This window comes from Paenibacillus sp. FSL L8-0502, from assembly GCF_038593055.1.
Taxonomy (GTDB): Bacteria; Bacillota; Bacilli; order Paenibacillales; family Paenibacillaceae; genus Paenibacillus; species Paenibacillus polymyxa_D.
The window spans coordinates 5033135-5055599 of sequence record NZ_CP151958.1; the positions used below are offsets into that span (position 1 = coordinate 5033135).

The window sequence follows — 22465 nt, forward strand, 5'->3', positions numbered from 1 at the left end:
TTTCTTCAGTTGTTTATTTTTTCACCGTTTCTAATACTTTAACGAAGCTATTTTTAGGTCCTGGAATGGAACCTTTCACGAGCAACACATTACGTTCTGTATCGATCTTAACAACTTCAAGACGTTGGATAGTTACCGTTTCATGCCCCATGTGTCCTGGCAGGTGTTTACCTTTAGGAACGCGGTTAGCTTGAATGGAACCCATAGAACCTGGACCTCTGTGGTAACGCGAGCCGTGTGCCATTGGTCCGCGGCTTTGTCCCCAACGTTTGATAACGCCGGCAAAACCTTTACCTTTAGAAATACCTGTTACGTCAACGAACTCGCCTTCTGTGAAGACATCAGCCTTCAGTTCTTGGCCAACCTCGTACGCAGCAAGGTCGATGCCACGAAGTTCACGAACGTAGCGCTTAGGTGCAGTATTTGCTTTTTTCGCATGTCCTGCTTCAGGTTTGTTGGATCTTTTTTCTTTTTTATCAGAGAAACCGAGTTGGATAGCTTCGTATCCATCGTTTTCCAGATCTTTCTTTTGCAGAACAACACAAGGACCTGCTTCGATAACCGTAACAGCAAGTACGTTACCTTCAGGGGTAAACACTTGAGTCATTCCGAGTTTTTTTCCTAAGATACCTTTCATGTTGACACCTCATTTCTTTTCCTAATTACATATTACAATTTAATTTCGATATCTACACCGGACGGCAGGTCCAAGCGCATCAAGGCATCCACAGTTTGTGGAGTCGGGTTAACAATGTCGATCAAACGCTTGTGTGTGCGCATTTCGAACTGCTCCCGGGAATCCTTGTACTTGTGTACCGCACGGAGAATAGTAATGATTTGTTTTTCAGTTGGCAGCGGAATTGGCCCGGATACACCTGCGCCCGAACGTTTTGCTGTTTCAACAATTTTCTCAGCGGATTGATCAAGAATTCTATGATCGTAAGCTTTCAAACGGATACGAATTTTTTGCTTTGCCATTTTAGTCCCTCCTTCTATCGCCCAATTTGGTATCGGACATACTCCGTGAAAATTTTCCGACAGCCCTCCCATGGCAAAGGGGCCGGGTGTGTCAGTAACCTCTCACATCATCGCACAGTCACAAACAACATTAGTTATTATATCGAATAGTTCTGCCTATTGCAAGCAAAAACGAAAAAAACAATGCATCTTATTTTCAAAAGATACAATTGTGCTCGCAGCTCGCGATTTTTTCAAGAGAAAAGCCCCCGCACCAGGGCAGGGGCTCGTTAAGCTTCGTTCCAATACAACGTTACTCGTTCCAGTACACTGTTGCTCTATTTAAAGGCAAAAGCCTTCTTATTTGGAGATTGTTGCTACGGCACCAGCGCCAACTGTACGTCCGCCTTCACGAATAGAGAACTTAGTTCCTTCTTCGATAGCGATCGGGTTGATCAGTTGAACAGTAACCGTGATGTTATCACCAGGCATTACCATTTCGGAACCTTCTGGCAAAGTAATGATTCCAGTTACGTCAGTTGTACGGAAGTAGAACTGTGGACGGTAACCAGTGAAGAAAGGTTTGTGACGTCCGCCTTCTTCTTTAGTCAAAACGTAGATTTGAGCTGAAAATTCTGTATGTGGGTTAACAGAACCTGGTTTAGCCAATACTTGGCCGCGCTCGATTTGTGCACGATCTACACCGCGAAGCAGTGCGCCGATGTTGTCACCAGCTTGAGCGGAATCAAGCAATTTACGGAACATTTCTACGCCTGTTACTACGGATTTACGGGATTCTTCTTGAATACCGATGATTTCGATTTCGTCGCCCACTTTAACTGTACCACGCTCTACACGGCCTGTAGCAACTGTACCACGACCAGTGATGGAGAATACGTCCTCGACAGGCATAAGGAAAGGCTTGTCAGTGTCGCGTTCTGGAGTTGGGATGTAAGTGTCGATTGTTTCGAACATTTCAACGATTTTCTTAGCCCAGTCGCCATCTGGGTTTTGCAGTGCTTCACGAGCGGAACCACGAGTGATTGGAGTGTCGTCGCCTGGGAAGTCATACTCGCTCAGCAAGTCGCGAACTTCCATTTCAACCAATTCCAGCAACTCTTCGTCTTCAACCATGTCGCATTTGTTCAAGAATACAACGATATAAGGAACACCAACTTGGCGGGACAACAGGATGTGCTCGCGAGTTTGCGGCATTGGGCCGTCAGCTGCGGATACAACTAGAATCGCTCCGTCCATTTGTGCAGCGCCAGTGATCATGTTTTTAACATAGTCGGCGTGACCTGGGCAGTCAACGTGTGCATAGTGACGGTTAGGTGTTTCATACTCCACGTGTGCAGTGGAGATTGTGATACCGCGTTCGCGCTCTTCTGGAGCTTTATCGATTTGATCGAATGCTACAGCAGCACCACCGTAAGTTTTGGACAATACAGTTGTGATTGCAGCAGTCAAAGTAGTTTTACCATGATCGACGTGACCAATAGTACCGATATTAACGTGCGGTTTGTTACGCTCAAACTTAGCCTTTGCCATTTGAACAATTCCTCCTCAATAACTTGTATTATTTTAGGCTGCCGGATGCCCTTTTGGTAAAACCCAGAGCATACCGGTCAGCTGATACATTGTATTACTCGCCGCCTTTGGTTTTGGCAACGATTTCTTCAGCAATGCTCTTCGGAACTTCTTCATAATGAGAAAGTTCCATGGAGAACACACCGCGTCCTTGTGTACCGGAGCGAAGTGTAGTCGAGTATCCGAACATTTCGGACAAAGGCACCTTCGCACGAATGATTTGAGCTCCACTGCGGGAATCCATACCTTCAATCCGACCACGACGGGAGTTCAACATACCCATTACGTCACCCATATATTCCTCAGGAACCGTTACTTCAACTTTCATAATCGGCTCGAGCAATACTGGTTTACATTTGTCTTTCGCTGCTTTCAGCGCCATTGATCCGGCAATTTTAAATGCCATTTCATTGGAATCGACATCATGGTATGATCCGTCCACGATTGTAGCTTTAACGTCCACAAGCGGGAAGCCTGCGATAACGCCGTTTTTCATTTGTTCCTCAATACCAGCAAGAGCAGGAGCGATGTACTCTCTAGGAACAGAGCCGCCGACTACCTTACTTTCGAATTGACTACCAGTACCTGGCTCAAGCGGTTCGAACTCAACCCATACGTGACCATATTGACCACGACCACCGGACTGACGAACGAATTTACCTTCGACACGTGCTGGAGCACGGAACGTTTCACGGTAAGCAACCTGTGGTTTACCCACATTTGTTTCTACCTTGAACTCACGACGCATACGGTCAATGATGATGTCCAAGTGAAGCTCACCCATACCCGCCAAGATGGTTTGACCTGTTTCTTCGTTAGTATGAGCGCGAAGAGTCGGATCCTCTTCAGTCAACTTACCGAGAGCTACAGACATTTTATCTTGGTCAGCTTTGGTTTTAGGCTCAACCGCGATTTCGATAACCGGATCAGGGAAGTTCATGGACTCGAGAATAACAGGACTCTTCTCATCACACAGTGTATCACCTGTACCTGTATCTTTCAAACCTACGGCAGCCGCAATATCACCAGAGTAAACTACAGTGATTTCTTGACGACTGTTCGCATGCATTTGAAGAATACGTCCGATACGTTCGCGTTTACCTTTTGTTGCATTCAATACGTAAGAACCGGATTGAAGAACACCGGAGTATACGCGGAAGAATGTCAACTTACCAACGTAAGGATCCGTCATGATTTTGAATGCCAATGCGGAGAATGGCTCTTCATCGGAAGAGTGACGTTCAACTTCCGTACCGTCTTCCAAATGCCCTTGAATACTTGGCACATCAATAGGAGCCGGCAAATAGTCGAGAACAGCATCCAACATCAGCTGAACACCTTTATTGCGGTAAGAAGATCCACAGATAACTGGGAAGATTTTAACTTCTACAACACCTTTACGGAGAGCGGCTTTAATTTCGGCAACCGAAATTTCTTCGCCTTCCAGGTATTTCATTGTCAATTCTTCGTCCAGTTCAGCAACCTTCTCGATCAATTCATTACGAAGTTCTTCAACTTGATCTTTGAATTCCGCAGGAACTTCTACTTCTTCGATATCTTGACCAAGATCATCTTTGTACATATGAGCTTTTTGTTCAACGATATCGATAATACCAGTAAAATCATTTTCTGCGCCGATTGGCAATTGAATCGCAACTGCGTTCGCTTGAAGGCGATCACGCATGTCAGAGACAACATTCAGGAAGTCGGCACCAATGATATCCATTTTGTTTACATATGCGATCCGTGGAACGCCGTAGCGATCAGCCTGTCTCCATACGGTTTCGGACTGAGGCTCAACGCCTTCTTTCGCACTGAAAACACCAACTGCTCCGTCCAATACACGAAGGGAACGTTCAACTTCAACAGTGAAGTCAACGTGCCCCGGGGTGTCGATGATATTGACGCGATGACCTTTCCAGGCAGCGGTCGTCGCAGCGGAAGTAATCGTGATTCCGCGCTCTTGTTCTTGTTCCATCCAGTCCATTGTCGCAGCGCCTTCGTGAACTTCACCGATTTTGTGCGTACGGCCTGTGTAGAACAAGATCCGCTCTGTTGTTGTGGTTTTACCCGCGTCAATATGAGCCATGATCCCGATATTACGTGTATTTTTCAAGGAGAACTCTCTTGCCATGAAATGGGTCTCCCTTCAAAATTGAAGTTATTTTTTTGAGCTGAATCCTACCAACGATAGTGAGCAAACGCTTTGTTCGCTTCAGCCATTTTGTGCGTGTCTTCACGTTTTTTCACGGAAGCGCCTGTGTTGTTGGAAGCATCGATAATTTCAGCCGCCAAACGCTCTTCCATGGTTTTCTCACCGCGGTTGCGGGAGTAGTTTACGAGCCAACGTAATCCCAGGGACGTACGTCTTTCTGGTTTTACCTCGATTGGTACTTGGTAGTTGGCACCGCCGACACGGCGTGCTTTAACTTCCAGGACTGGCATGATATTCTTGATAGCTGCTTCAAAAACTTCCATCGGGTCATTCCCCGTACGTTCTTGGATAAGCTTGAACGCATTGTACAGAATGCTTTGAGCAACGCCTCGTTTTCCGTCGAGCATGATGCGATTGATCAAGCGGGTAACCAACTTGCTGTTGTATACCGGATCTGGCAACACGTCTCTTTTGGTAACTGGACCTTTGCGTGGCATGGATATCCCCCTTTCTTACATGTTAAACCGACATACGCGGTTTATATTCATTAGGATTTTTTAGCTTTAGGGCGTTTTGCGCCGTATTTGGAACGAGCTTGCATGCGGTTGTTTACGCCTGCAGTATCCAAAGCACCGCGAACGATATGGTAACGCACACCCGGAAGGTCTTTTACACGACCGCCGCGAATCAGCACTACGCTGTGTTCTTGAAGGTTATGTCCAATACCTGGAATGTAAGCAGTCACCTCTACACGGTTCGTCAAGCGAACACGAGCATATTTACGAAGTGCGGAGTTTGGTTTTTTCGGAGTCATAGTACCTACACGAGTGCACACTCCGCGTTTTTGCGGGGCACTGATGTCGGTAGCTTCACGTTTCAAGGCATTAAAACCTTTTTGCAAAGCCGGTGATTTCGATTTCTCGATTTTGGCTTGACGTCCTTTACGAACCAGTTGGTTAATAGTTGGCATGTTGGTTGCCACCCCCTTCCTCAATTTTTGCTGTTACTTTACAAACCTTATCTAAGCCCACAGACCCAGGCGGTTCATAAAAGAACAAATGAAAAGTCTTTGCCGCCAAGAATAACGATTCCTTAGACAAAAACGTTCCTTACCCTATTGTTTTACGATAGCAGCCATTGCGGCTCCCACTTCAATCCCACATGCAGCTCCGAGATTTTTCATTGTGTCTACGAGAGTCACTTTGACTCCTTGCTTGTTGCACAAAGCAATGATGTTGGAAGTGAGACGCTGATCTGCGTCTTCTGCCACATATACTTCTGAGGCAAAGCCCAATTCTACCATACGAATGGTTTGTTTGGTACCGATTTTGACATGAGCATCTTGCAGTCCCTGTTCTTTAGACATATCTCATTCCTCCGAAAAGACCCAATAGCATATAGGCTGCTCACGCACCTTTGCTATATTAGCATTGACTATAATTAATGTCAAGACAAATATAAACCATAATTCATTTAAACAGAATAACACGATTCATTTTTGAAAAAAGCACCGGAGCACCGTCTACTGCAGCTTTTATGCAAAGCTTATGTCAGCGGTGTTCCGGTAATCATACTATTTTTGTATTACTCTGCCGAAATTGGTTCGAGCTCCTCAGATGGAGGCTGCCCCTCTTCCGGCTGGGCAAATTTCACGCTACGGTAACGGTTCATACCTGTTCCCGCAGGAATCAATTTACCAATAATTACGTTCTCTTTCAGTCCAAGCAGCTGATCAACCTTGCCTTTAATAGCTGCATCAGTCAGGACACGAGTAGTTTCCTGGAAGGATGCTGCTGACAAGAAGGAGTCAGTTTCCAGAGATGCCTTGGTAATACCGAGCAGTACTGGCTTAGCTACCGCTGGTTCTTGGCCGCTGAGAATCGCTATCTTGTTCGCATTTTCATACTCATGGACATCAACAAAGGAGCCTGGAAGTAAGATTGTGTCGCCCGCATCAATGATACGGATTTTACGCAACATTTGACGAATCATAACTTCTACGTGCTTGTCGTTGATTTCTACGCCCTGGTTCCGGTATACGCGTTGAACTTCCTGAAGGATATAGTTCTGTACCCCGCGAATACCTTTAATACGCAGCATTTCTTTAGGATCAATTGAACCATCCGTCAGTTCGTCCCCAGCTTCAACAGTCATACCTTCGCTTACGCGCAGGCGGGAACCATACGTTACTGAGTATGTTTTCGTTTCAGCTTCACCCTGAATGTCGATCTCACGGCGGTCTTTACCTTCACGAACTTCTTTAACTGTACCGTCAATTTCACTAATCGTTGCCTGACCTTTAGGATTACGCGCTTCAAAAAGCTCCTGGATACGAGGCAAACCTTGTGTAATATCGTCACCCGCTACGCCGCCTGTGTGGAACGTACGCATAGTAAGCTGTGTTCCCGGCTCACCGATGGATTGTGCAGCGATGATACCAACTGCTTCACCAATCTCAACGTGTTTACCAGTCGCCAGATTGCGACCGTAACATTTCTTGCAGACGCCATGTTTAGCACGGCAACTTAATACAGAACGTATTTGAACTTTGTGTACGCCAGCTTTAACAATCGCTTCAGCTTTGTCGGAGTCAATCAATTCGTTACGTCTAGCCAAAATCTCGCCAGTCTCAGGATGACGTACCGTTTCAAAGCAATAGCGACCTTCCAGACGGTCATAGAGATCTTCAATTACTTCTTTACCATCCTGGATACGACTTACTGTGAAGCCTTTATCCGTTCCGCAGTCTTCTTCACGCACGATAACATCCTGTGCCACATCTACGAGACGACGAGTCAGGTAACCCGAGTCAGCCGTACGAAGGGCAGTATCCGCCAAACCTTTACGCGCTCCGTGAGTGGAGATGAAGTACTCGAGTACTGTCAGACCTTCACGGAAGTTTGATTTGATTGGGAGTTCGATAATACGTCCGGATGGATTCGCCATCAGACCACGCATACCGCCGAGCTGAGTAATCTGTGATTTGTTACCCCGCGCTTTGGAGTCCACCATCATCATGATGGAGTTGTAGCGATCCATGGACTTCATCAATACTTCAGTAATATCATCTTTCGCTTTAGACCAAATATCGATAATCCGGTCATAGCGTTCTTCATTCGTAATCAGACCACGACGGTACTGATTCGTTACAACTTGCGCTTTGTCTTCGGATCCCTTAAGAATCTCTTGTTTTTCCACCGGCACGATTACGTCCGATACAGCAACCGTTACCCCTGCACGAGTGGAATACGTAAAGCCAAGCTGCTTGATTTTATCCAGAATTACAGCTGTTTCTGTTGTATGGTAAGTCTCAAAACAACGGGCAATGATATTACCAAGGTAATCCTTGCCTACCCCGCTAGCTTGCGGAGCGTTTTGAATGGCTTCTGTAAGATTTACACCCTTCTCGTAAACAAAGAACTCCTCCGCAGTACCATAAAGCAGGTTCGCACGGGTAGCATCATTGATGTACGGGAAGCTTGCCGGGAAAATTTCATTAAAGATAATTTTACCAACCGTTGTGATCAACATCGCTTCCTGTTGTTTTTCCGTAAAGCTCGTTTTATTCAAAGCTTTAACCGGAATAGCTACACGAGCATGAAGTCCAGCTGTACCACGTTGGTAAGCCGATATAGCTTCATTCATGTTGCGAAGGATCATATTACTTCCTTCTTCTTCTTTGTTATCCATAGTCAGATAGAAAGAACCAAGAACCATATCCTGGGAAGGTGTAACAACTGGCTTGCCGTCTTTCGGATTCAAAATGTTGCCGGATGCCAGCATAAGCAAACGAGCTTCAGCTTGGGCTTCCGCAGACAACGGAACGTGAACAGCCATTTGGTCACCGTCAAAGTCGGCATTATATGCAGTACATACGAGCGGATGCAGACGAATCGCACGACCTTCAACCAAAATCGGTTCGAACGCCTGGATACCGAGTCTATGCAACGTAGGGGCACGGTTCAGAAGAACCGGATGCTCCTTGATTACTTCTTCCAGCACATCCCATACTTCTGCACTCACACGCTCTACTTTACGCTTCGCGCTCTTGATATTGTGCGCCAAACCTTTGTTCACCAGTTCTTTCATAACAAAAGGTTTGAACAGTTCCAGCGCCATTTCTTTTGGCAAACCGCATTGATACATTTTCAAGTACGGACCTACAACGATAACGGAACGACCAGAGTAGTCAACACGTTTTCCGAGCAAGTTTTGACGGAAACGTCCTTGTTTACCTTTCAGCATGTGGCTGAGGGATTTCAAAGGACGGTTACCTGGACCTGTAACAGGACGACCACGACGACCATTATCAATCAAGGCGTCAACAGCTTCCTGCAACATCCGTTTTTCATTTTGTACGATAATATCTGGCGCACCCAGATCTAACAGACGTTTCAGACGGTTATTACGGTTAATAACACGACGATACAAGTCGTTAAGGTCAGATGTAGCGAAACGACCACCATCCAACTGTACCATTGGACGAAGCTCAGGAGGAATAACAGGAAGTACGTCCATGATCATCCAATCCGGTTGGTTGCCTGAGTTACGGAAGGCCTCAATAACTTCAAGGCGTTTGATCGCACGGTTACGACGTTGTCCTTGAGCTGTACGCAGCTCTTCTTTCAAAAATTCTAGCTCTTTGTCTATATCCAAATCTTGAAGAAGCTTTTTAACCGCTTCAGCACCCATACCTGCCTGGAAGCCATAGCCGTATTTCTCACGGTAGCTACGGTATTCTTTTTCGGACAGGAGTTGTTTTTTCTCCAAAGGCGTATCTCCTGGATCGGTTACAACATAAGATGCGAAGTAAATGATCTCTTCCAGAGATCTTGGAGACATATCAAGAGCAAGACCCATACGACTTGGAATGCCTTTGAAGTACCAAATGTGCGATACAGGAGCAGCCAACTCAATATGGCCCATACGCTCACGGCGAACCTTAGCGCGAGTAACTTCTACTCCACAACGGTCACAGACAACACCTTTATAGCGTACACGTTTGTACTTACCGCAATGACATTCCCAGTCTTTCGTAGGTCCGAAAATTTTCTCGCAAAATAGTCCTTCTTTTTCCGGTTTAAGCGTACGATAGTTAATCGTCTCCGGTTTTTTGACTTCTCCGCGGGACCAAGAACGAATCTTTTCGGGGGAAGCAAGCCCGATTTTCATATATTCGAAATTGTTAACGTCCAACAAGGAGCAACCCTCCTTAACCAAATCCTGAGTTTTTAGGTTTGATACCGCCCAGCAGCACCGGGCGGTATCAAGAAACCTGACCCATCCTAGAATGGATCAAGGTATATAACAAAGCTGATATGAGTCAGTTAGCAGTCAAACTACTCTACGCCAACCTCAGAGCCTTCCAGATTCAAACTCAGCTTATCGCCGCTTGTGTCATCCTCATCATCAAGCTCTCTCATTTCAATCTCTTGTTCGTCTTCAGACAGAATCTTCACGTCCATACCCAAGCTTTGCAGCTCTTTGATCAAGACCTTAAATGATTCTGGAACACCCGGTTCAGGTACATTTTCACCTTTGACAATGGATTCGTAAGTTTTAACACGTCCAACCACATCATCGGATTTCACAGTCAAAATTTCCTGAAGCGTGTACGCCGCGCCGTAGGCTTCCAATGCCCATACTTCCATCTCCCCGAAGCGCTGTCCACCGAATTGAGCTTTACCACCCAATGGTTGCTGCGTAACGAGAGAGTAAGGACCTGTAGAACGAGCATGGATTTTATCATCGACCATGTGCGCCAGTTTGATCATGTGCATGACACCGACAGTAACTTCACGTTCAAAACGATCACCCGTACGTCCGTCATACAACACAGTCTTACCATTACGCTGCATGCCTGCCTCTTCCATTGTATCGAACACGTCATACTCCTTGGCACCATCGAATACTGGAGTTGCCACATGAATACCAAGACGCATTGCAGCCATACCCAGATGGACTTCAAGCACCTGTCCGATGTTCATCCGTGAAGGTACCCCCAGCGGGTTCAGAACGACCTGTACTGGTGTGCCATCCGGCAGGAACGGCATATCTTCTTCAGGCAAAATACGGGCAACGACACCCTTGTTACCGTGACGTCCAGCCATTTTATCGCCTTCGGAGATTTTACGTTTTTGAGCAATATATACACGAACCAACTGATTTACACCTGGTGGCAGTTCATCACCATTTTCACGTGTAAACACCTTTACATCTACAACAATCCCATCTGTTCCGTGAGGAACTCTCAAAGAAGTATCGCGAACCTCGCGTGCCTTCTCACCAAAGATTGCGTGTAAGAGACGTTCCTCAGCTGTCAATTCAGTCACACCTTTAGGTGTAACTTTACCAACAAGAATGTCACCTGCACCGATTTCGGCACCAATACGAATGATTCCACGCTCATCCAAGTTGCGAAGCGCCTCTTCACCGACATTTGGAATGTCACGAGTGATTTCTTCAGGTCCAAGTTTCGTGTCACGAGCCTCGGATTCGTATTCCTCAATATGGATCGAGGTGTATACATCCTCCTTGACCAGTTTCTCACTCAGCAGGATCGCATCCTCGTAGTTGTAACCTTCCCAAGTCATGAAGGCAACGACAACGTTACGTCCCAACGCCAACTCACCCATCTCCGTAGATGGACCATCTGCAAGAATATCGCCAACTTTGACAATATCTCCTCTGTTCACAATCGGACGTTGGTTAATGCAAGTTCCTTGGTTAGATCGCATAAATTTGTGTAATTTATACTTAACAATGTCGCCCTTCACTTCAGCACCATCTACAGTTTCGATACGACGCAACCAAATTTCGTTAGCCGAAGAGCGTTCGATAACTCCGTTGTATTTGGATACAATGCAAACACCAGAATCTTTTGCAGACTTGTGCTCCATTCCTGTTCCGACCAATGGAGACTTCGGAATCAATAGTGGGACAGCCTGACGTTGCATATTGGAACCCATCAATGCGCGGTTAGAGTCATCATTCTCCAGAAACGGAATCAGTGCTGTCGCAACTGATACGACCTGTTTAGGTGATACGTCCATGTAATCAACACGGCTACTAGCCATTGGAATAATGTTATCAGACTGTTTGTTATAACGGACAATGACGACCTCATCCTTAAAGGTGTTTTCCTCCGTCAATTCCGCGTTCGCCTGAGCTACGATGTAGTTATCTTCTTCATCAGCAGTCAGGTAATCAATCTGGTCTGTAACTTTTCCGGTTTTCGGATCTACCCAACGATAAGGAGCTTCGATAAATCCGTACTCGTTGATACGTGCAAATGTGGACAAAGAGTTGATCAAACCAATGTTTGGTCCCTCTGGTGTCTCGATAGGACACATACGGCCGTAGTGACTTGGATGGACGTCACGCACTTCCATGCCTGCGCGTTCACGCGTCAAACCGCCGGGTCCGAGTGCGGACAGACGACGTTTGTGCGTTAATTCAGCAAGCGGGTTTGTCTGATCCATAAACTGTGACAGCTGCGAGCTACCAAAGAACTCTTTAATCGAAGCAATTACTGGACGTATGTTAATCAACGCTTGTGGCGTAATTACATTAGCATCCTGAATCGACATTCTTTCACGCACCACGCGTTCCATACGGGATAAACCGATACGGAACTGGTTTTGGAGCAACTCACCTACAGAACGTAAACGACGGTTACCCAAATGGTCAATATCGTCCGTACTTCCGATACCGTGAAGCAAGTTAATAAAATAACTGATGGAGGAAATAATATCGGCAGGCGTAATATTCTTAACCGATTTATCAATATTTCCGTTAGCAATCAGTTTTACTACTTTACCGTCCTCGATTGGCGAGAACACATCAATCGTTTGAAGTGGAATATCATTGCTTTCCAGCACGCCGCTAGCAACATGATACGTGCGGTGTCCTACTGATTCCTCCAGTTGGGCCAGAATCTCGTCCAACAGGCGACGATCCACCATTTGTCCTGCTTCAGCGATAATTTCACCAGTTGTTGTATCAATCAATGTCTCAGCAAGACGTTGATTGAACAGACGGTTTTTGATGTGAAGCTTTTTATTGATTTTGTAACGGCCTACGTTGGCCAGATCATAACGTTTTGGATCAAAGAAGCGTGCAACAAGCAAGCTCTTTGCGTTATCCAGTGTAGGTGGCTCACCCGGGCGAAGACGCTCATAAATTTCAATCAGCGCTTTCTCCGTGGAATCCGTATTGTCTTTATCAAGTGTGTTGCGGATATATTCGTCATTGCCGAGCAAATCCAGAATCTCAGCATCAGTGCCAAAGCCAAGTGCACGCAGCAACACCGTAACCGGAATTTTACGGGTACGGTCAATCCGGACATAGATAATATCCTTCGCATCCATCTCCAGTTCGAGCCAAGCCCCCCGGTTAGGAATTACCGTTGCGGTGTATGTTGTTTTCGCATTCTTGTCGACTTTTGTGCTGAAATAGACGCTGGGAGAGCGAACCAACTGGCTGACAATAACCCGTTCCGCACCGTTAATAATAAACGTACCCGTTTCAGTCATCAGCGGGAAGTCTCCCATGAATACTTCCTGCTCTTTCACTTCCCCGGTCTCTTTATTAATAAGCCGGACTTTTACCCGAAGCGGTGCTGCATACGTAACGTCGCGTTCCTTTGCGTCGTCAACGGTATATTTGGGTTCTCCGAGAGAATAGTCGATAAACTCCAAAATCAGATTTCCAGTGAAATCTTGAATTGGTGAAATATCCCGAAACATTTCCCGTAATCCTTCCTCCAAAAACCAATCATAGGATTTTTGTTGGATCTCAATCAGGTTCGGAACCTCGAGTACCTCATTAATACGTGCATAACTGCGCCGAGTGCGTCGACCATATTGAACAAGATGTCCTGCCAACTTAAACTCACCCCTCATGTCTACTCACTTTAAAAATACATTGCGAACCTCTGTTTGTGACCTTATAATAAGACACATACAGAAGATTCAATCTTACAAATACAGAAAAGCCCTTACTCGAATGCATTCGAAAAAAGAGCAACGTATCTGCAGAATCTTCTTACCGGAAGATCTTCATCACTTGTAGATTTGCCCAAAATGGTTGTATTATACGTAATAGTGATAAATACTATACCTACTACGCATAAATCTATTGACATTTCAACAAACTAAAGCCATGGAGGGCATCCTAATACTGACATTTTATAATGATATCACAGACCAGGATTCAAGTCAATGGTCCTATTGCATTTTCTTAAAAACTTTTTTTGGCCTTCAAAATTCGATAGCCTTTATCCTTTGTAACTTCCTCCACATGACCGAAAAGACTCTCTATCTTAGCACTCGCCGAAGGGGCCCCCTGCTTTTTCTGAATGACTACCCACAAAGCTCCACCCTCATTTAAATGCTCATAAGCAAGTTCAAAAATGGTATGCACTGTTTCTTTTCCTGCACGTATAGGAGGATTCGTCAAAATCACGTCAAAACGTTCATTCTTCACTTCCGCAAACAAATTGCTTTGCTTAATGGTGACATTCTTAACCCCATTACGTTCCGCATTCTCTATCGCTAGTTGAACGGCTCGCTCATTAATATCAACCATTGTGACGTGTCCTTCTGGGACAAGCGCGGCTGCCGCCAAACCAATCGGCCCGTAACCGCATCCTACATCTAATACCGAGGCTTGTGCAGGAAGCTGCATCGCTTCAATCAGCACGCGACTCCCATAATCAATGCCCTGCTTCGAAAAAACGCCTGAATCGCTGACAAAACGGTATGACCGCCCCCGCAGCACTGTTTCCAGGCTCCGTCTTTCATGCGCCGTCTCTGGCCGCTTGGAGTAGTAATGATCAGCCATTCATGCCCACCTCTTTCGGTTGTACTACCATCATAGCCTTTACAATTACCTTTCAGACATGCTGGCACTACCGTTTTACAGCAACAAACCCCTTGAAGATCACCTCAAGGGGTTTGTTTTAGTTCATTGTCTGCTAGAAAGCAGTCAATTATTTCACTTCTACAGAAGCGCCTGCTTCTTCCAATTTTGCTTTAATGGATTCAGCTTCTTCTTTAGCGATTTTTTCTTTCAGTGGTTTTGGAGCGTTGTCAACCAGTTCTTTTGCTTCTTTCAGGCCAAGACCTGTGATTTCGCGAACTGCTTTGATAACGTTGATTTTGGAACCGCCAGCGCTTGTCAAGATTACGTCGAACTCGGATTGCTCAGCTTCAGCTGCGCCACCTGCTGCGCCACCTGCTACAGCTACTGGAGCTGCTGCAGTTACGCCGAATTCTTCTTCGATTGCTTTCACGAGATCGTTCAGTTCCAATACGGACATACCTTTAATTGCTTCCAAGATTTGCTCTTTACTCATGGTTGAACCTCCATTTAAATTCGTATTTTTTTGTTCTCAACTGCTATACAGCAGGTTTAATCCCTAACTTATGCGCTTTGCTCTTCTTTTTCTGCAACAGCTTTAACTGCAAGCGCGAAGTTGCGCACAGGAGCTTGAAGCACGCTGAGGAGCATGGAAAGGAGACCTTCGCGGGATGGCAGTTCTGCCAGTGCTTTGATTTCCTCAACACCGATAACGCGACCTTCTACAACTGCACCTTTCAGTTCCAGTGCATTGTTCTTCTTAGCGAAATCGTTCAAGATTTTAGCTGCAGACACTGCATCATCTTTGCCGAACGCGATTGCAGTAGGACCTGTCAATACTGCGTCCAGTTCAGTCAATTCTGCTGCCGCAGTTGCACGGCGGAGCAGTGTGTTTTTCAGCACTTGAAATTCGATTCCGGCTTCGCGAAGCTGCTTACGCAGCTCAGTTACTTGGGCAACATTCAGACCGCGATAGTCTGCAACCACAGTCGTTACGCTCTCACGTAATTTTGCAGCTACAACTTCAACAGCTTCTTGTTTTGCTTGAATCACCTTTGCATTTGCCAAACTGTACACCTCCTGATCAATTTATCCGCTTTGTTCGAAGCACCCGATCTGGTGATCTCACAAAGCTTGCTTTCATAAGCATGAAAAAAGCCTCCGTAGAGTACGAAGGCTTGATAAATCTACATGGACGGGACAAGCCCGTCACATGAAACGTTCTATCATAACACCTCGGTAGGAAATTAAGCCCTAAGGCACCTACTGTCTACGGTAAGCATATTCAACTTTAATGGTCAGTCACAAGGACTCACAACTTTTATAGAATAACAATTTTGATTGAACATGTCAATCAAAATATTATCTGTAAACAGATGCGTTCACACGTGCACTTGGTCCCATAGTCGAAGAAATAGCGATGTTTTTCAGGTATACACCTTTAGCAGCCGCTGGCTTCGCACGGTTCAAGGCTTCAACCAAGGCTTTAAGGTTCTCGTTCAGCTGTTCAGCACTGAAGGAAGCTTTGCCGATTGGTGCATGAATTTGACCGGCTTTGTCGAGACGGTATTCGATTTTACCGGCTTTAATTTCTTGAACAGCCTTGGCAACGTCGAAAGTAACTGTGCCTGCTTTAGGGTTAGGCATCAAACCTTTACCACCGAGCAAACGACCCAGTTTACCAACCTCACTCATCATATCAGGTGTCGCAACGCAGACGTCGAATTCAAACCAGCCTTGTTGGATTTTGTTGATCATATCTTGATCGCCAACAAAATCAGCGCCAGCAGCTTCCGCTTCTTTCATTTTGTCACCTTTTGCAAATACCAGAACGCGTTGTGTTTTACCCGTACCATGCGGCAGGACAACAACACCACGAACAGCCTGGTCTTGTTTACGGGAATCTACGCCCAGACGAACTGCAGCTTCAACGGTTTCGTCGAATTTAGCAGTCGCAGCCTTTTTCACCAGTTCAACGGCTTCTAAAGGCTCGTAAGTTGCTTCGCTGTCAATCAGCTTAGCAGCTTCCAGGTACTTCTTACCATGTTTAGCCATAATGTTTTCCTCCTTATGTGGTATTAGCGGATATTCCTCCCACACTTGCCGGACAGTCAAACTGCCGGCACACGTAGATTAATAAAATTAATCTACGATGGTGATACCCATGCTGCGAGCAGTACCTTCAACCATACGCATTGCCGATTCTACGGAAGCTGCGTTAAGGTCAGGCATTTTTTGCTCTGCAATTTGACGAACAGCAGCGCGATTTACAGTTGCAACTTTCGTTTTATTCGGTTCACCGGAACCTTTTTCGATTTTAGCAGCAACTTTCAACAGAACAGCAGCCGGTGGAGTTTTGGTGATGAACGTAAAAGAACGATCCTCAAATACCGAAATTTCAACCGGAATAATCAGGCCTGCTTGATCAGCAGTACGAGCATTGAACTCTTTACAGAATGCCATGATGTTGACACCTGCTTGACCCAAAGCTGGACCTACTGGAGGCGCTGGATTAGCTTTCCCTGCAGGAATCTGCAGTTTTACCATTTTAATTACCTTTTTTGCCATGGATGACACCTCCTTGACTCAATAGTGGTAGACGGACCTATCGATCCTCCCACAAGAAACCTGTAAGAAAAATCTATATTTTCTCCACTTGAGTATAATCCAACTCAAGCGGGGTTTCCCGTCCAAACATGTTGACGTGAACTTTAAGCTTGCTCTTCTCAACCAAAATTTCTTCCACGGAGCCCACAAAATTCGCAAAAGGACCAACTTTAATTCGCACGGATTCCTTAACATCGAATTCAATCTTCGGTTTCGGCTCTACCATGCCCATATGCTTCAGAATCTGTTCAACTTCTTCTGGAAGCAATGGCGTCGGTTTGGAACCCGAGCCTGTTGACCCTACAAATCCCGTAACACCTGGTGTGTTGCGTACAACATACCAAGAGTCGTCGGTTTGGACCATTTCGACTAAGACATAACCAGGGTAGACTTTACGCATAACGGTTTTTTTCTTACCGTCCTTGGTTACCAGTTCTTCTTCCATAGGAACAAGAACACGGAATATCTTGTCTTCCATGCCCATGGACTCAACGCGTTTTTCCAAATTGGCTTTGACTTTGTTCTCATACCCTGAATAGGTATGAACGACGTACCATCTTTTTTCCATATCAAGCCACCTGGAACCCTTCCTAGATAATCGCTTCGATCACAGCGGAAATGCCGATGTCGAGAACCCAAAAATAAATCGTGACGAACGCAATTGTCCCTATGACAATCAGCGTATAGTTGGTCAGTTCTTTACGATTGGGCCAGCGAACCTTCTTGAGTTCAGCCCAGCTTTCAGAGAAAAAGGAAAACAGAGACTTGAAACTGCGTTTCACGCCGACTACACCTCCAAAAACTATCTGGTTTCCCGATGAGAAGTCTGTTCGTTACAGGACTTACAGAATTTCTTCATCTCCATGCGGTCGGGGTGATTACGCTTGTTTTTCGTCGTTGTGTAATTTCTTTGTTTGCATGTTGTACAAGCCAAAGTAATAATTACCCGCATGATGTGCACCTCCCGAAGACATCCAACACCGGAAGTCTCATAATTGATCCTAAAAAAAACCGCGAATTTAGGCCTACCTAAAACACTTTATCACACGGGGTTTTCCATGTCAACGAATGTTTGCATACAATTCGCAGTCCCGACTGTGGTGCATTTTAACATCTGTGCATCCTTTTAAACTGTTCTCTGAAAAGCCGCTTCAAAAATCAAGGCGATATCTATTATTCGTCTTTTTTAGTATAAATCATTTGTAACACTTATAAACCTGCATAGCCTACCTATAACGAATAAAAAAAGACTCGGACTCGAGCCTTTTTCCCTGTCAGCCTCTACTTTCAACTATCTCTTACTTCCAGATACTTTTCAAGTTTACGCTTGACCCGTTGCAGCGCGTTATCAATGGATTTCACATGGCGGTCAAGATCCTCTGCAATCTCCTGATACGAACGTCCGTCCAGATACAACATAAGTACCTTGCGTTCCAGTTCGCTCAGAATCTCGGACATCTTGTCCTCAAGGCCCACAAATTCTTCCTGATTGATGATCAGCTCTTCAGGGTCACTTACTTGTGTTCCGCAAATCACATCGAGCAACGTCCGGTCTGACTCTTCATCATAGATGGGCTTGTCCAGAGACACGTAAGAGTTCAGAGGGATGTGCTTTTGTCGTGTAGCCGTCTTAATTGCCGTAATAATCTGTCGTGTAATGCACAACTCGGCGAAAGCCTTGAACGAAGCAAGCTTGTCTCCCTTAAAATCACGAATGGATTTGTAGAGACCAATCATACCCTCCTGAATAATATCCTCGCGATCAGCACCAATCAGGAAGTAGGATCTGGCCTTGGCCCGCACAAAGTTCCGGTATTTGTTGATCAGAAACTCCAGCGCTTCCCCATCACCTTCATGGACTGCTCCGACAATGTCTTCATCATTTTTGTAATCAAACTTTGACAACATGATATCCTTGAGGTCCACACTCACTAACAATCCCTCCGGCTGCAACGCAAGGTACCCGTTACTCTCTCAAATATACGACAAGTATACGCGATGTAACCTAATACCGTCAACCACAACAACCTAAAAAAGAAGAGCGCTAACAAAATTGTCAATGGTTTCAAAATGGAGTGGCGTCCAATTATTGGTTTATTCTCTTCTCCATCGTTCAAACAACTTTCGAAGCTCCGGGCTCAGTTTGGCATCTAGCGAGTTACGGGACAATTTAGCACTATCCTGCTGGATTCGCTTCTGCACTTCTCTTTCGGATTCCTCAATCTCGATCAGTAATTCTCGCGCCGACACCCTAAGTGCACCTTGCCCAAATGCGACATGTTGCTCTACCTGATCGCTTGTCGCTACGTAAATACTTCTTCTTTTACTGCTCAGCTCCCGAACCAATCGCTCGATGCACTCATCAGCAGTTTCTTTTTCTCTGGTAAAATAAATCTGGACTTTGCTCTGAGCAAAAGTTTTACCTAATCCTGGCACCCTGTAAGCATCAAATACGACGATGACTCTTCTGCCGGAATACGCCTGATGATCCGCCAGTCGTTCAAGAAGTCTGTCCCTCGCTTCCTGCATACCAGATTGTACCAGTGCGGAAAGTTCGGGCCAGGCTCCAATCATGTTGTAACCGTCCACAAGCAGAACATCCCGCGTGTCAGCCATATCGTTAGCCCCGTGCCTGTCGTCCGCGCAATACTTCGTACATGACAACACCTGCAGCTACAGAAGCATTAAGGGAATTAATTTGCCCCGCCATTGGCAGCTTGACGAGTACATCGCATTTCTCACGAATCAAACGGCCCATACCTTTATTTTCGTTACCAATGACAATGGCTACTGGTCCCGTGAATACTCCATTCCCAAAGACAGGGTCTGTCGCTGTAACATCCGTGCCAACTACCCATACACCTTCTTCTTTAAGACGATCAATGGTTTGTCCCAGATTGTTTACACGCGCCACCGGAACGTACTCCACAGCACCTGCCGATGTTTTGGACACCGTTACAGTTACAGCTGCAGAACGCCTTTTCGGCACAATAACACCATGCGCTCCAGTACAGTCCGCTGTACGAAGGATGGAGCCCAAATTATGAGGGTCTTCAATCTCATCCAGCAAAATCAAAAACGGCTCTTCTCCCTTATCACGAGCAGTTGCGAGCAATTCTTCCACTTCAACATAGGCAAAAGGCGCAGCTTGCGCGACCACTCCCTGATGTTGAATGCCCGGAACCATTTGATCCAGCTTACGCTTGTCCACCTGCAAAACAATAATTCCTGCTTTTTTCGCCTCAGCTGTAATCGGCAGTGTCAAATGTTTTTGCGCATTATCCGCAATCCAAATTTTATTTATTGTTCTGCCTGAACGCAATGCCTCCGTTACCGAATGCTTACCGGCAATCCATTCTTCTTCCATCTCTAGCTTCCTCCCGGGAAACGGCTGATACTTGTTCCATCCAGTCCATTCCCATTTATTATTTTCCTGTATTTTCCATTTGTGCAATTCCGTACGTAATCAACTCTCTTAATCTGTCCAAATGTCCATCACAATAAAGAGATCCAATCAACCCCTCCAGTGCAGTGGCGTGCCGATACTCAAGCACATCAGCATTTTTGGGCAAACTTCCTGATTTAGCATTTCTTCCTTGTCGGACAATATCGCGTTCTTCTTCCGTCAGTACATTTTCCAATAGCCCTAACATGCGACTCTGCGCCTTGGCGGAGACTAGCCCTGTGGCTCGCCGATGCAGATGATTTGGACGCAGGTTAGGCTGTGCCAACAAATATTGCCGGACAGCTACCTCGTACACTGCATCACCAATGTAAGCTAGTGCAATGGGAGGCATCAAACGTGCTGGCTTGGACGCAGGGTACGGGAACCAGTTCCCCGTACCTTCCGATGCTCCTGAGTTCAGTGGCTTATCATTCATTTTCGCCGCCACCGCATCCCCTGCGCCGTATCTTCAAGCACAATGCCTTTTGCAGCCAACAGATCGCGAATTTCGTCAGCTCTACCCCAATTTCTGGTCTTACGAGCTTCGACACGTTCTGCAATTAACTGCTCAATTTCGTCATCCAGCAACTCTTCACTCGGCTCCGAATAAATGCGAAGCACGTTATTCATCGAATGAAAGGTATGCAATACAGCTTGTAATTCTGCCTGATGTACGACATCTCGTTGCAACAAATGGTTTGCTTCGCTAACCCAATCGAATACAGCAGTAATCGCATCAGGTGTGTTGAAATCATCATTCATTTTTTCGCCAAACTGCTGCAAAATTCCGTCGAGCTTCGTTTGCAGTTCCGTCGATACTCCCTCATTACCTTTCAGCGCATTAGCTAAACGATGCTTCACATTGGCAACTGCATTGGCGACCCGTTCGACACTGTTCTCCGCCTGACTCATAGTCTCTTGGTTGTAGTTTAACGGATTTCGGTAATGCGTCGACAACATAAAATAACGTATAGCCTCAGGCTTGTGATGAGCGCGCAAATCTTTAACTAAAATACCATTACCGAGTGATTTCGACATTTTTTCATTATCTATGCGAATATATCCGTTATGCATCCAGTAGCGGGATAATGGCTTACCTGTAATCACTTCGGATTGTGCGCATTCACATTCATGATGCGGAAATTGCAGATCCTGTCCGCCCCCATGAATATCCAGTGTATCCCCCAAATAATGGCGAGCCATAGCAGAGCATTCGATATGCCAGCCTGGTCGTCCATTTCCCCAAGGGCTCGACCAATGAATTTCGCCCGGCTTCGCTGCCTTCCAGAGTACAAAGTCCTCGGCATTTTCCTTGCGTTCATCCACATTGATACGAATTCCGAACTGAAGCTCTTCCAGATTTTGACCTGACAGTTGTCCGTAATCTTTGAACTTTTTGGTCCGATAGAACACGTCGCCATCATTCTCATAGGCATAGTCTTTGTCTACCAATTCCTTAATAAAATCAATAATCAGATCCATGCTCTCTGTTACACGAGGGTTCATACTGGCAGCAGGAACATTCAATCCTGTCAGATCCTCATGGTAGGCAGCAATAAATTTCTCAGCAACTGCCGAAACATTCATGTCAAGTTCCCGAGCTTTGCGGATTAGTTTATCATCGACATCCGTAAAATTCACCACATAGTTTACATCATAGCCCAAGTACTCCAGGTAGCTACGCACCACATCAAATACAATTACAGGTCGTGCATTGCCAATATGAATGTAATCATACACGGTAGGACCGCATACATACATTTTAACCTTTCCAGGCTCCAGTGGCACAAAAGGCTCCCGACTCCTCGTCATTGTATTATAAATTTGAAGCGGCATTGTTATGTTCCTCC

22 protein-coding genes and 1 other annotated feature are annotated in these 22465 nt (G+C 45.7%); all 22 genes read right to left on the reverse strand.

What is annotated here, in order from left to right:
* Positions 1 to 13: 13 nt before the first annotated feature.
* The gene (gene rplC / locus NSQ57_RS22070) at positions 14 to 637 is read right to left on the reverse strand and encodes a 50S ribosomal protein L3 (protein ID WP_013312161.1); all 624 of its coding nucleotides are present in this window, start codon (positions 635 to 637) and stop codon (positions 14 to 16) included.
* A gap of 32 nt (positions 638 to 669) precedes the next feature.
* Positions 670 to 978, reverse strand: a complete 309-nt coding sequence (gene rpsJ, locus NSQ57_RS22075) for a 30S ribosomal protein S10 (RefSeq protein ID WP_005544556.1) — start codon at positions 976 to 978, stop codon at positions 670 to 672.
* 339 nt (positions 979 to 1317) lie between these two features.
* On the reverse strand, positions 1318 to 2508 hold the full coding sequence (gene tuf / locus NSQ57_RS22080; RefSeq protein WP_023990558.1) for an elongation factor Tu: 1191 nt from the start codon (positions 2506 to 2508) through the stop codon (positions 1318 to 1320).
* A 94-nt stretch (positions 2509 to 2602) separates the two neighbouring features.
* Positions 2603 to 4681: an elongation factor G gene (gene fusA, locus NSQ57_RS22085; protein WP_029514491.1), complete on the reverse strand. Its 2079-nt coding sequence runs from the start codon at positions 4679 to 4681 to the stop codon at positions 2603 to 2605.
* A 47-nt stretch (positions 4682 to 4728) separates the two neighbouring features.
* On the reverse strand, positions 4729 to 5199 hold the full coding sequence (gene rpsG / locus NSQ57_RS22090; protein WP_007432586.1) for a 30S ribosomal protein S7: 471 nt from the start codon (positions 5197 to 5199) through the stop codon (positions 4729 to 4731).
* A gap of 50 nt (positions 5200 to 5249) precedes the next feature.
* Positions 5250 to 5672: a 30S ribosomal protein S12 gene (gene rpsL / locus NSQ57_RS22095; protein ID WP_007432587.1), complete on the reverse strand. Its 423-nt coding sequence runs from the start codon at positions 5670 to 5672 to the stop codon at positions 5250 to 5252.
* A gap of 144 nt (positions 5673 to 5816) precedes the next feature.
* Positions 5817 to 6068 (reverse strand): ribosomal L7Ae/L30e/S12e/Gadd45 family protein, encoded by a 252-nt coding sequence (locus NSQ57_RS22100; RefSeq protein WP_007432588.1) that lies wholly within the window; start codon positions 6066 to 6068, stop codon positions 5817 to 5819.
* A 218-nt stretch (positions 6069 to 6286) separates the two neighbouring features.
* The gene (rpoC, locus tag NSQ57_RS22105; RefSeq protein WP_342425304.1) at positions 6287 to 9901 is read right to left on the reverse strand and encodes a DNA-directed RNA polymerase subunit beta'; all 3615 of its coding nucleotides are present in this window, start codon (positions 9899 to 9901) and stop codon (positions 6287 to 6289) included.
* 140 nt (positions 9902 to 10041) lie between these two features.
* Positions 10042 to 13587: a DNA-directed RNA polymerase subunit beta gene (gene rpoB, locus NSQ57_RS22110; protein ID WP_029514493.1), complete on the reverse strand. Its 3546-nt coding sequence runs from the start codon at positions 13585 to 13587 to the stop codon at positions 10042 to 10044.
* A 355-nt stretch (positions 13588 to 13942) separates the two neighbouring features.
* Positions 13943 to 14545 (reverse strand): class I SAM-dependent methyltransferase, encoded by a 603-nt coding sequence (locus tag NSQ57_RS22115; RefSeq protein ID WP_341071267.1) that lies wholly within the window; start codon positions 14543 to 14545, stop codon positions 13943 to 13945.
* Between the two features lie 148 nt (positions 14546 to 14693).
* Entirely contained in the window at positions 14694 to 15059 is a 366-nt protein-coding gene (rplL, locus tag NSQ57_RS22120) for a 50S ribosomal protein L7/L12 (RefSeq protein WP_029514495.1), read from the reverse strand.
* A gap of 68 nt (positions 15060 to 15127) precedes the next feature.
* Entirely contained in the window at positions 15128 to 15631 is a 504-nt protein-coding gene (gene rplJ / locus NSQ57_RS22125; protein ID WP_013312168.1) for a 50S ribosomal protein L10, read from the reverse strand.
* 74 nt (positions 15632 to 15705) lie between these two features.
* Positions 15706 to 15857 (reverse strand) — a sequence feature (ribosomal protein L10 leader region).
* A gap of 68 nt (positions 15858 to 15925) precedes the next feature.
* Positions 15926 to 16618, reverse strand: a complete 693-nt coding sequence (gene rplA, locus NSQ57_RS22130) for a 50S ribosomal protein L1 (RefSeq protein ID WP_209950199.1) — start codon at positions 16616 to 16618, stop codon at positions 15926 to 15928.
* 87 nt (positions 16619 to 16705) lie between these two features.
* Positions 16706 to 17131: a 50S ribosomal protein L11 gene (gene rplK, locus NSQ57_RS22135; protein WP_007432595.1), complete on the reverse strand. Its 426-nt coding sequence runs from the start codon at positions 17129 to 17131 to the stop codon at positions 16706 to 16708.
* 73 nt (positions 17132 to 17204) lie between these two features.
* Positions 17205 to 17738 carry a transcription termination/antitermination protein NusG gene (nusG, locus tag NSQ57_RS22140; RefSeq protein ID WP_007432596.1) on the reverse strand — a complete coding sequence of 178 codons (534 nt, stop codon included), beginning with the start codon at positions 17736 to 17738 and terminating at the stop codon, positions 17205 to 17207.
* A 22-nt stretch (positions 17739 to 17760) separates the two neighbouring features.
* Positions 17761 to 17952: a preprotein translocase subunit SecE gene (gene secE / locus NSQ57_RS22145; protein WP_013312170.1), complete on the reverse strand. Its 192-nt coding sequence runs from the start codon at positions 17950 to 17952 to the stop codon at positions 17761 to 17763.
* Between the two features lie 20 nt (positions 17953 to 17972).
* Positions 17973 to 18122: a 50S ribosomal protein L33 gene (rpmG, locus tag NSQ57_RS22150; RefSeq protein WP_023990562.1), complete on the reverse strand. Its 150-nt coding sequence runs from the start codon at positions 18120 to 18122 to the stop codon at positions 17973 to 17975.
* 335 nt (positions 18123 to 18457) lie between these two features.
* Complete coding sequence (gene sigH / locus NSQ57_RS22155) at positions 18458 to 19102, reverse strand: RNA polymerase sporulation sigma factor SigH (RefSeq protein WP_016324748.1); 645 nt, start codon at positions 19100 to 19102, stop codon at positions 18458 to 18460.
* Between the two features lie 162 nt (positions 19103 to 19264).
* A complete protein-coding gene (locus NSQ57_RS22160; protein WP_007432599.1) occupies positions 19265 to 19786 on the reverse strand; it encodes an NYN domain-containing protein in 522 nt (173 codons plus the stop codon).
* 4 nt (positions 19787 to 19790) lie between these two features.
* Positions 19791 to 20537: a 23S rRNA (guanosine(2251)-2'-O)-methyltransferase RlmB gene (gene rlmB / locus NSQ57_RS22165; protein WP_013312173.1), complete on the reverse strand. Its 747-nt coding sequence runs from the start codon at positions 20535 to 20537 to the stop codon at positions 19791 to 19793.
* Positions 20538 to 20595: 58 nt separating this feature from the next.
* Positions 20596 to 21051: a ribonuclease III domain-containing protein gene (locus NSQ57_RS22170; protein WP_342425305.1), complete on the reverse strand. Its 456-nt coding sequence runs from the start codon at positions 21049 to 21051 to the stop codon at positions 20596 to 20598.
* The gene (cysS, locus tag NSQ57_RS22175) at positions 21048 to 22451 is read right to left on the reverse strand and encodes a cysteine--tRNA ligase (protein WP_340933291.1); all 1404 of its coding nucleotides are present in this window, start codon (positions 22449 to 22451) and stop codon (positions 21048 to 21050) included. Before cysS ends, NSQ57_RS22170 begins: the two co-directional genes overlap by 4 nt.
* Between the last annotated feature and the right edge of the window lie 14 nt (positions 22452 to 22465).

Excerpts from the sequence above, each read along its gene's own strand:
- rpsG (WP_007432586.1), bottom strand. The coding sequence starts at position 5,199 with ATGCCACGCAAAGGTCCAGTTACCAAAAGAGACGTGTTGCCAGATCCG.
- rpsL (WP_007432587.1), bottom strand. The coding sequence starts at position 5,672 with ATGCCAACTATTAACCAACTGGTTCGTAAAGGACGTCAAGCCAAAATC.
- rpmG (WP_023990562.1), bottom strand. The coding sequence starts at position 18,122 with ATGCGGGTAATTATTACTTTGGCTTGTACAACATGCAAACAAAGAAAT.
- NSQ57_RS22115 (WP_341071267.1), bottom strand. The coding sequence starts at position 14,545 with ATGGCTGATCATTACTACTCCAAGCGGCCAGAGACGGCGCATGAAAGA.
- fusA (WP_029514491.1), bottom strand. The coding sequence starts at position 4,681 with ATGGCAAGAGAGTTCTCCTTGAAAAATACACGTAATATCGGGATCATG.
- NSQ57_RS22160 (WP_007432599.1), bottom strand. The coding sequence starts at position 19,786 with ATGGCTGACACGCGGGATGTTCTGCTTGTGGACGGTTACAACATGATT.
- cysS (WP_340933291.1), bottom strand. The coding sequence starts at position 22,451 with ATGCCGCTTCAAATTTATAATACAATGACGAGGAGTCGGGAGCCTTTT.
- rplL (WP_029514495.1), bottom strand. The coding sequence starts at position 15,059 with ATGAGTAAAGAGCAAATCTTGGAAGCAATTAAAGGTATGTCCGTATTG.
- nusG (WP_007432596.1), bottom strand. The coding sequence starts at position 17,738 with ATGGAAAAAAGATGGTACGTCGTTCATACCTATTCAGGGTATGAGAAC.
- NSQ57_RS22170 (WP_342425305.1), bottom strand. The coding sequence starts at position 21,051 with ATGAATGATAAGCCACTGAACTCAGGAGCATCGGAAGGTACGGGGAAC.
- rplK (WP_007432595.1), bottom strand. The coding sequence starts at position 17,131 with ATGGCAAAAAAGGTAATTAAAATGGTAAAACTGCAGATTCCTGCAGGG.
- rpsJ (WP_005544556.1), bottom strand. The coding sequence starts at position 978 with ATGGCAAAGCAAAAAATTCGTATCCGTTTGAAAGCTTACGATCATAGA.
- rplC (WP_013312161.1), bottom strand. The coding sequence starts at position 637 with ATGAAAGGTATCTTAGGAAAAAAACTCGGAATGACTCAAGTGTTTACC.
- rplA (WP_209950199.1), bottom strand. The coding sequence starts at position 16,618 with ATGGCTAAACATGGTAAGAAGTACCTGGAAGCTGCTAAGCTGATTGAC.
- NSQ57_RS22100 (WP_007432588.1), bottom strand. The coding sequence starts at position 6,068 with ATGTCTAAAGAACAGGGACTGCAAGATGCTCATGTCAAAATCGGTACC.
- rlmB (WP_013312173.1), bottom strand. The coding sequence starts at position 20,537 with ATGGAAGAAGAATGGATTGCCGGTAAGCATTCGGTAACGGAGGCATTG.
- tuf (WP_023990558.1), bottom strand. The coding sequence starts at position 2,508 with ATGGCAAAGGCTAAGTTTGAGCGTAACAAACCGCACGTTAATATCGGT.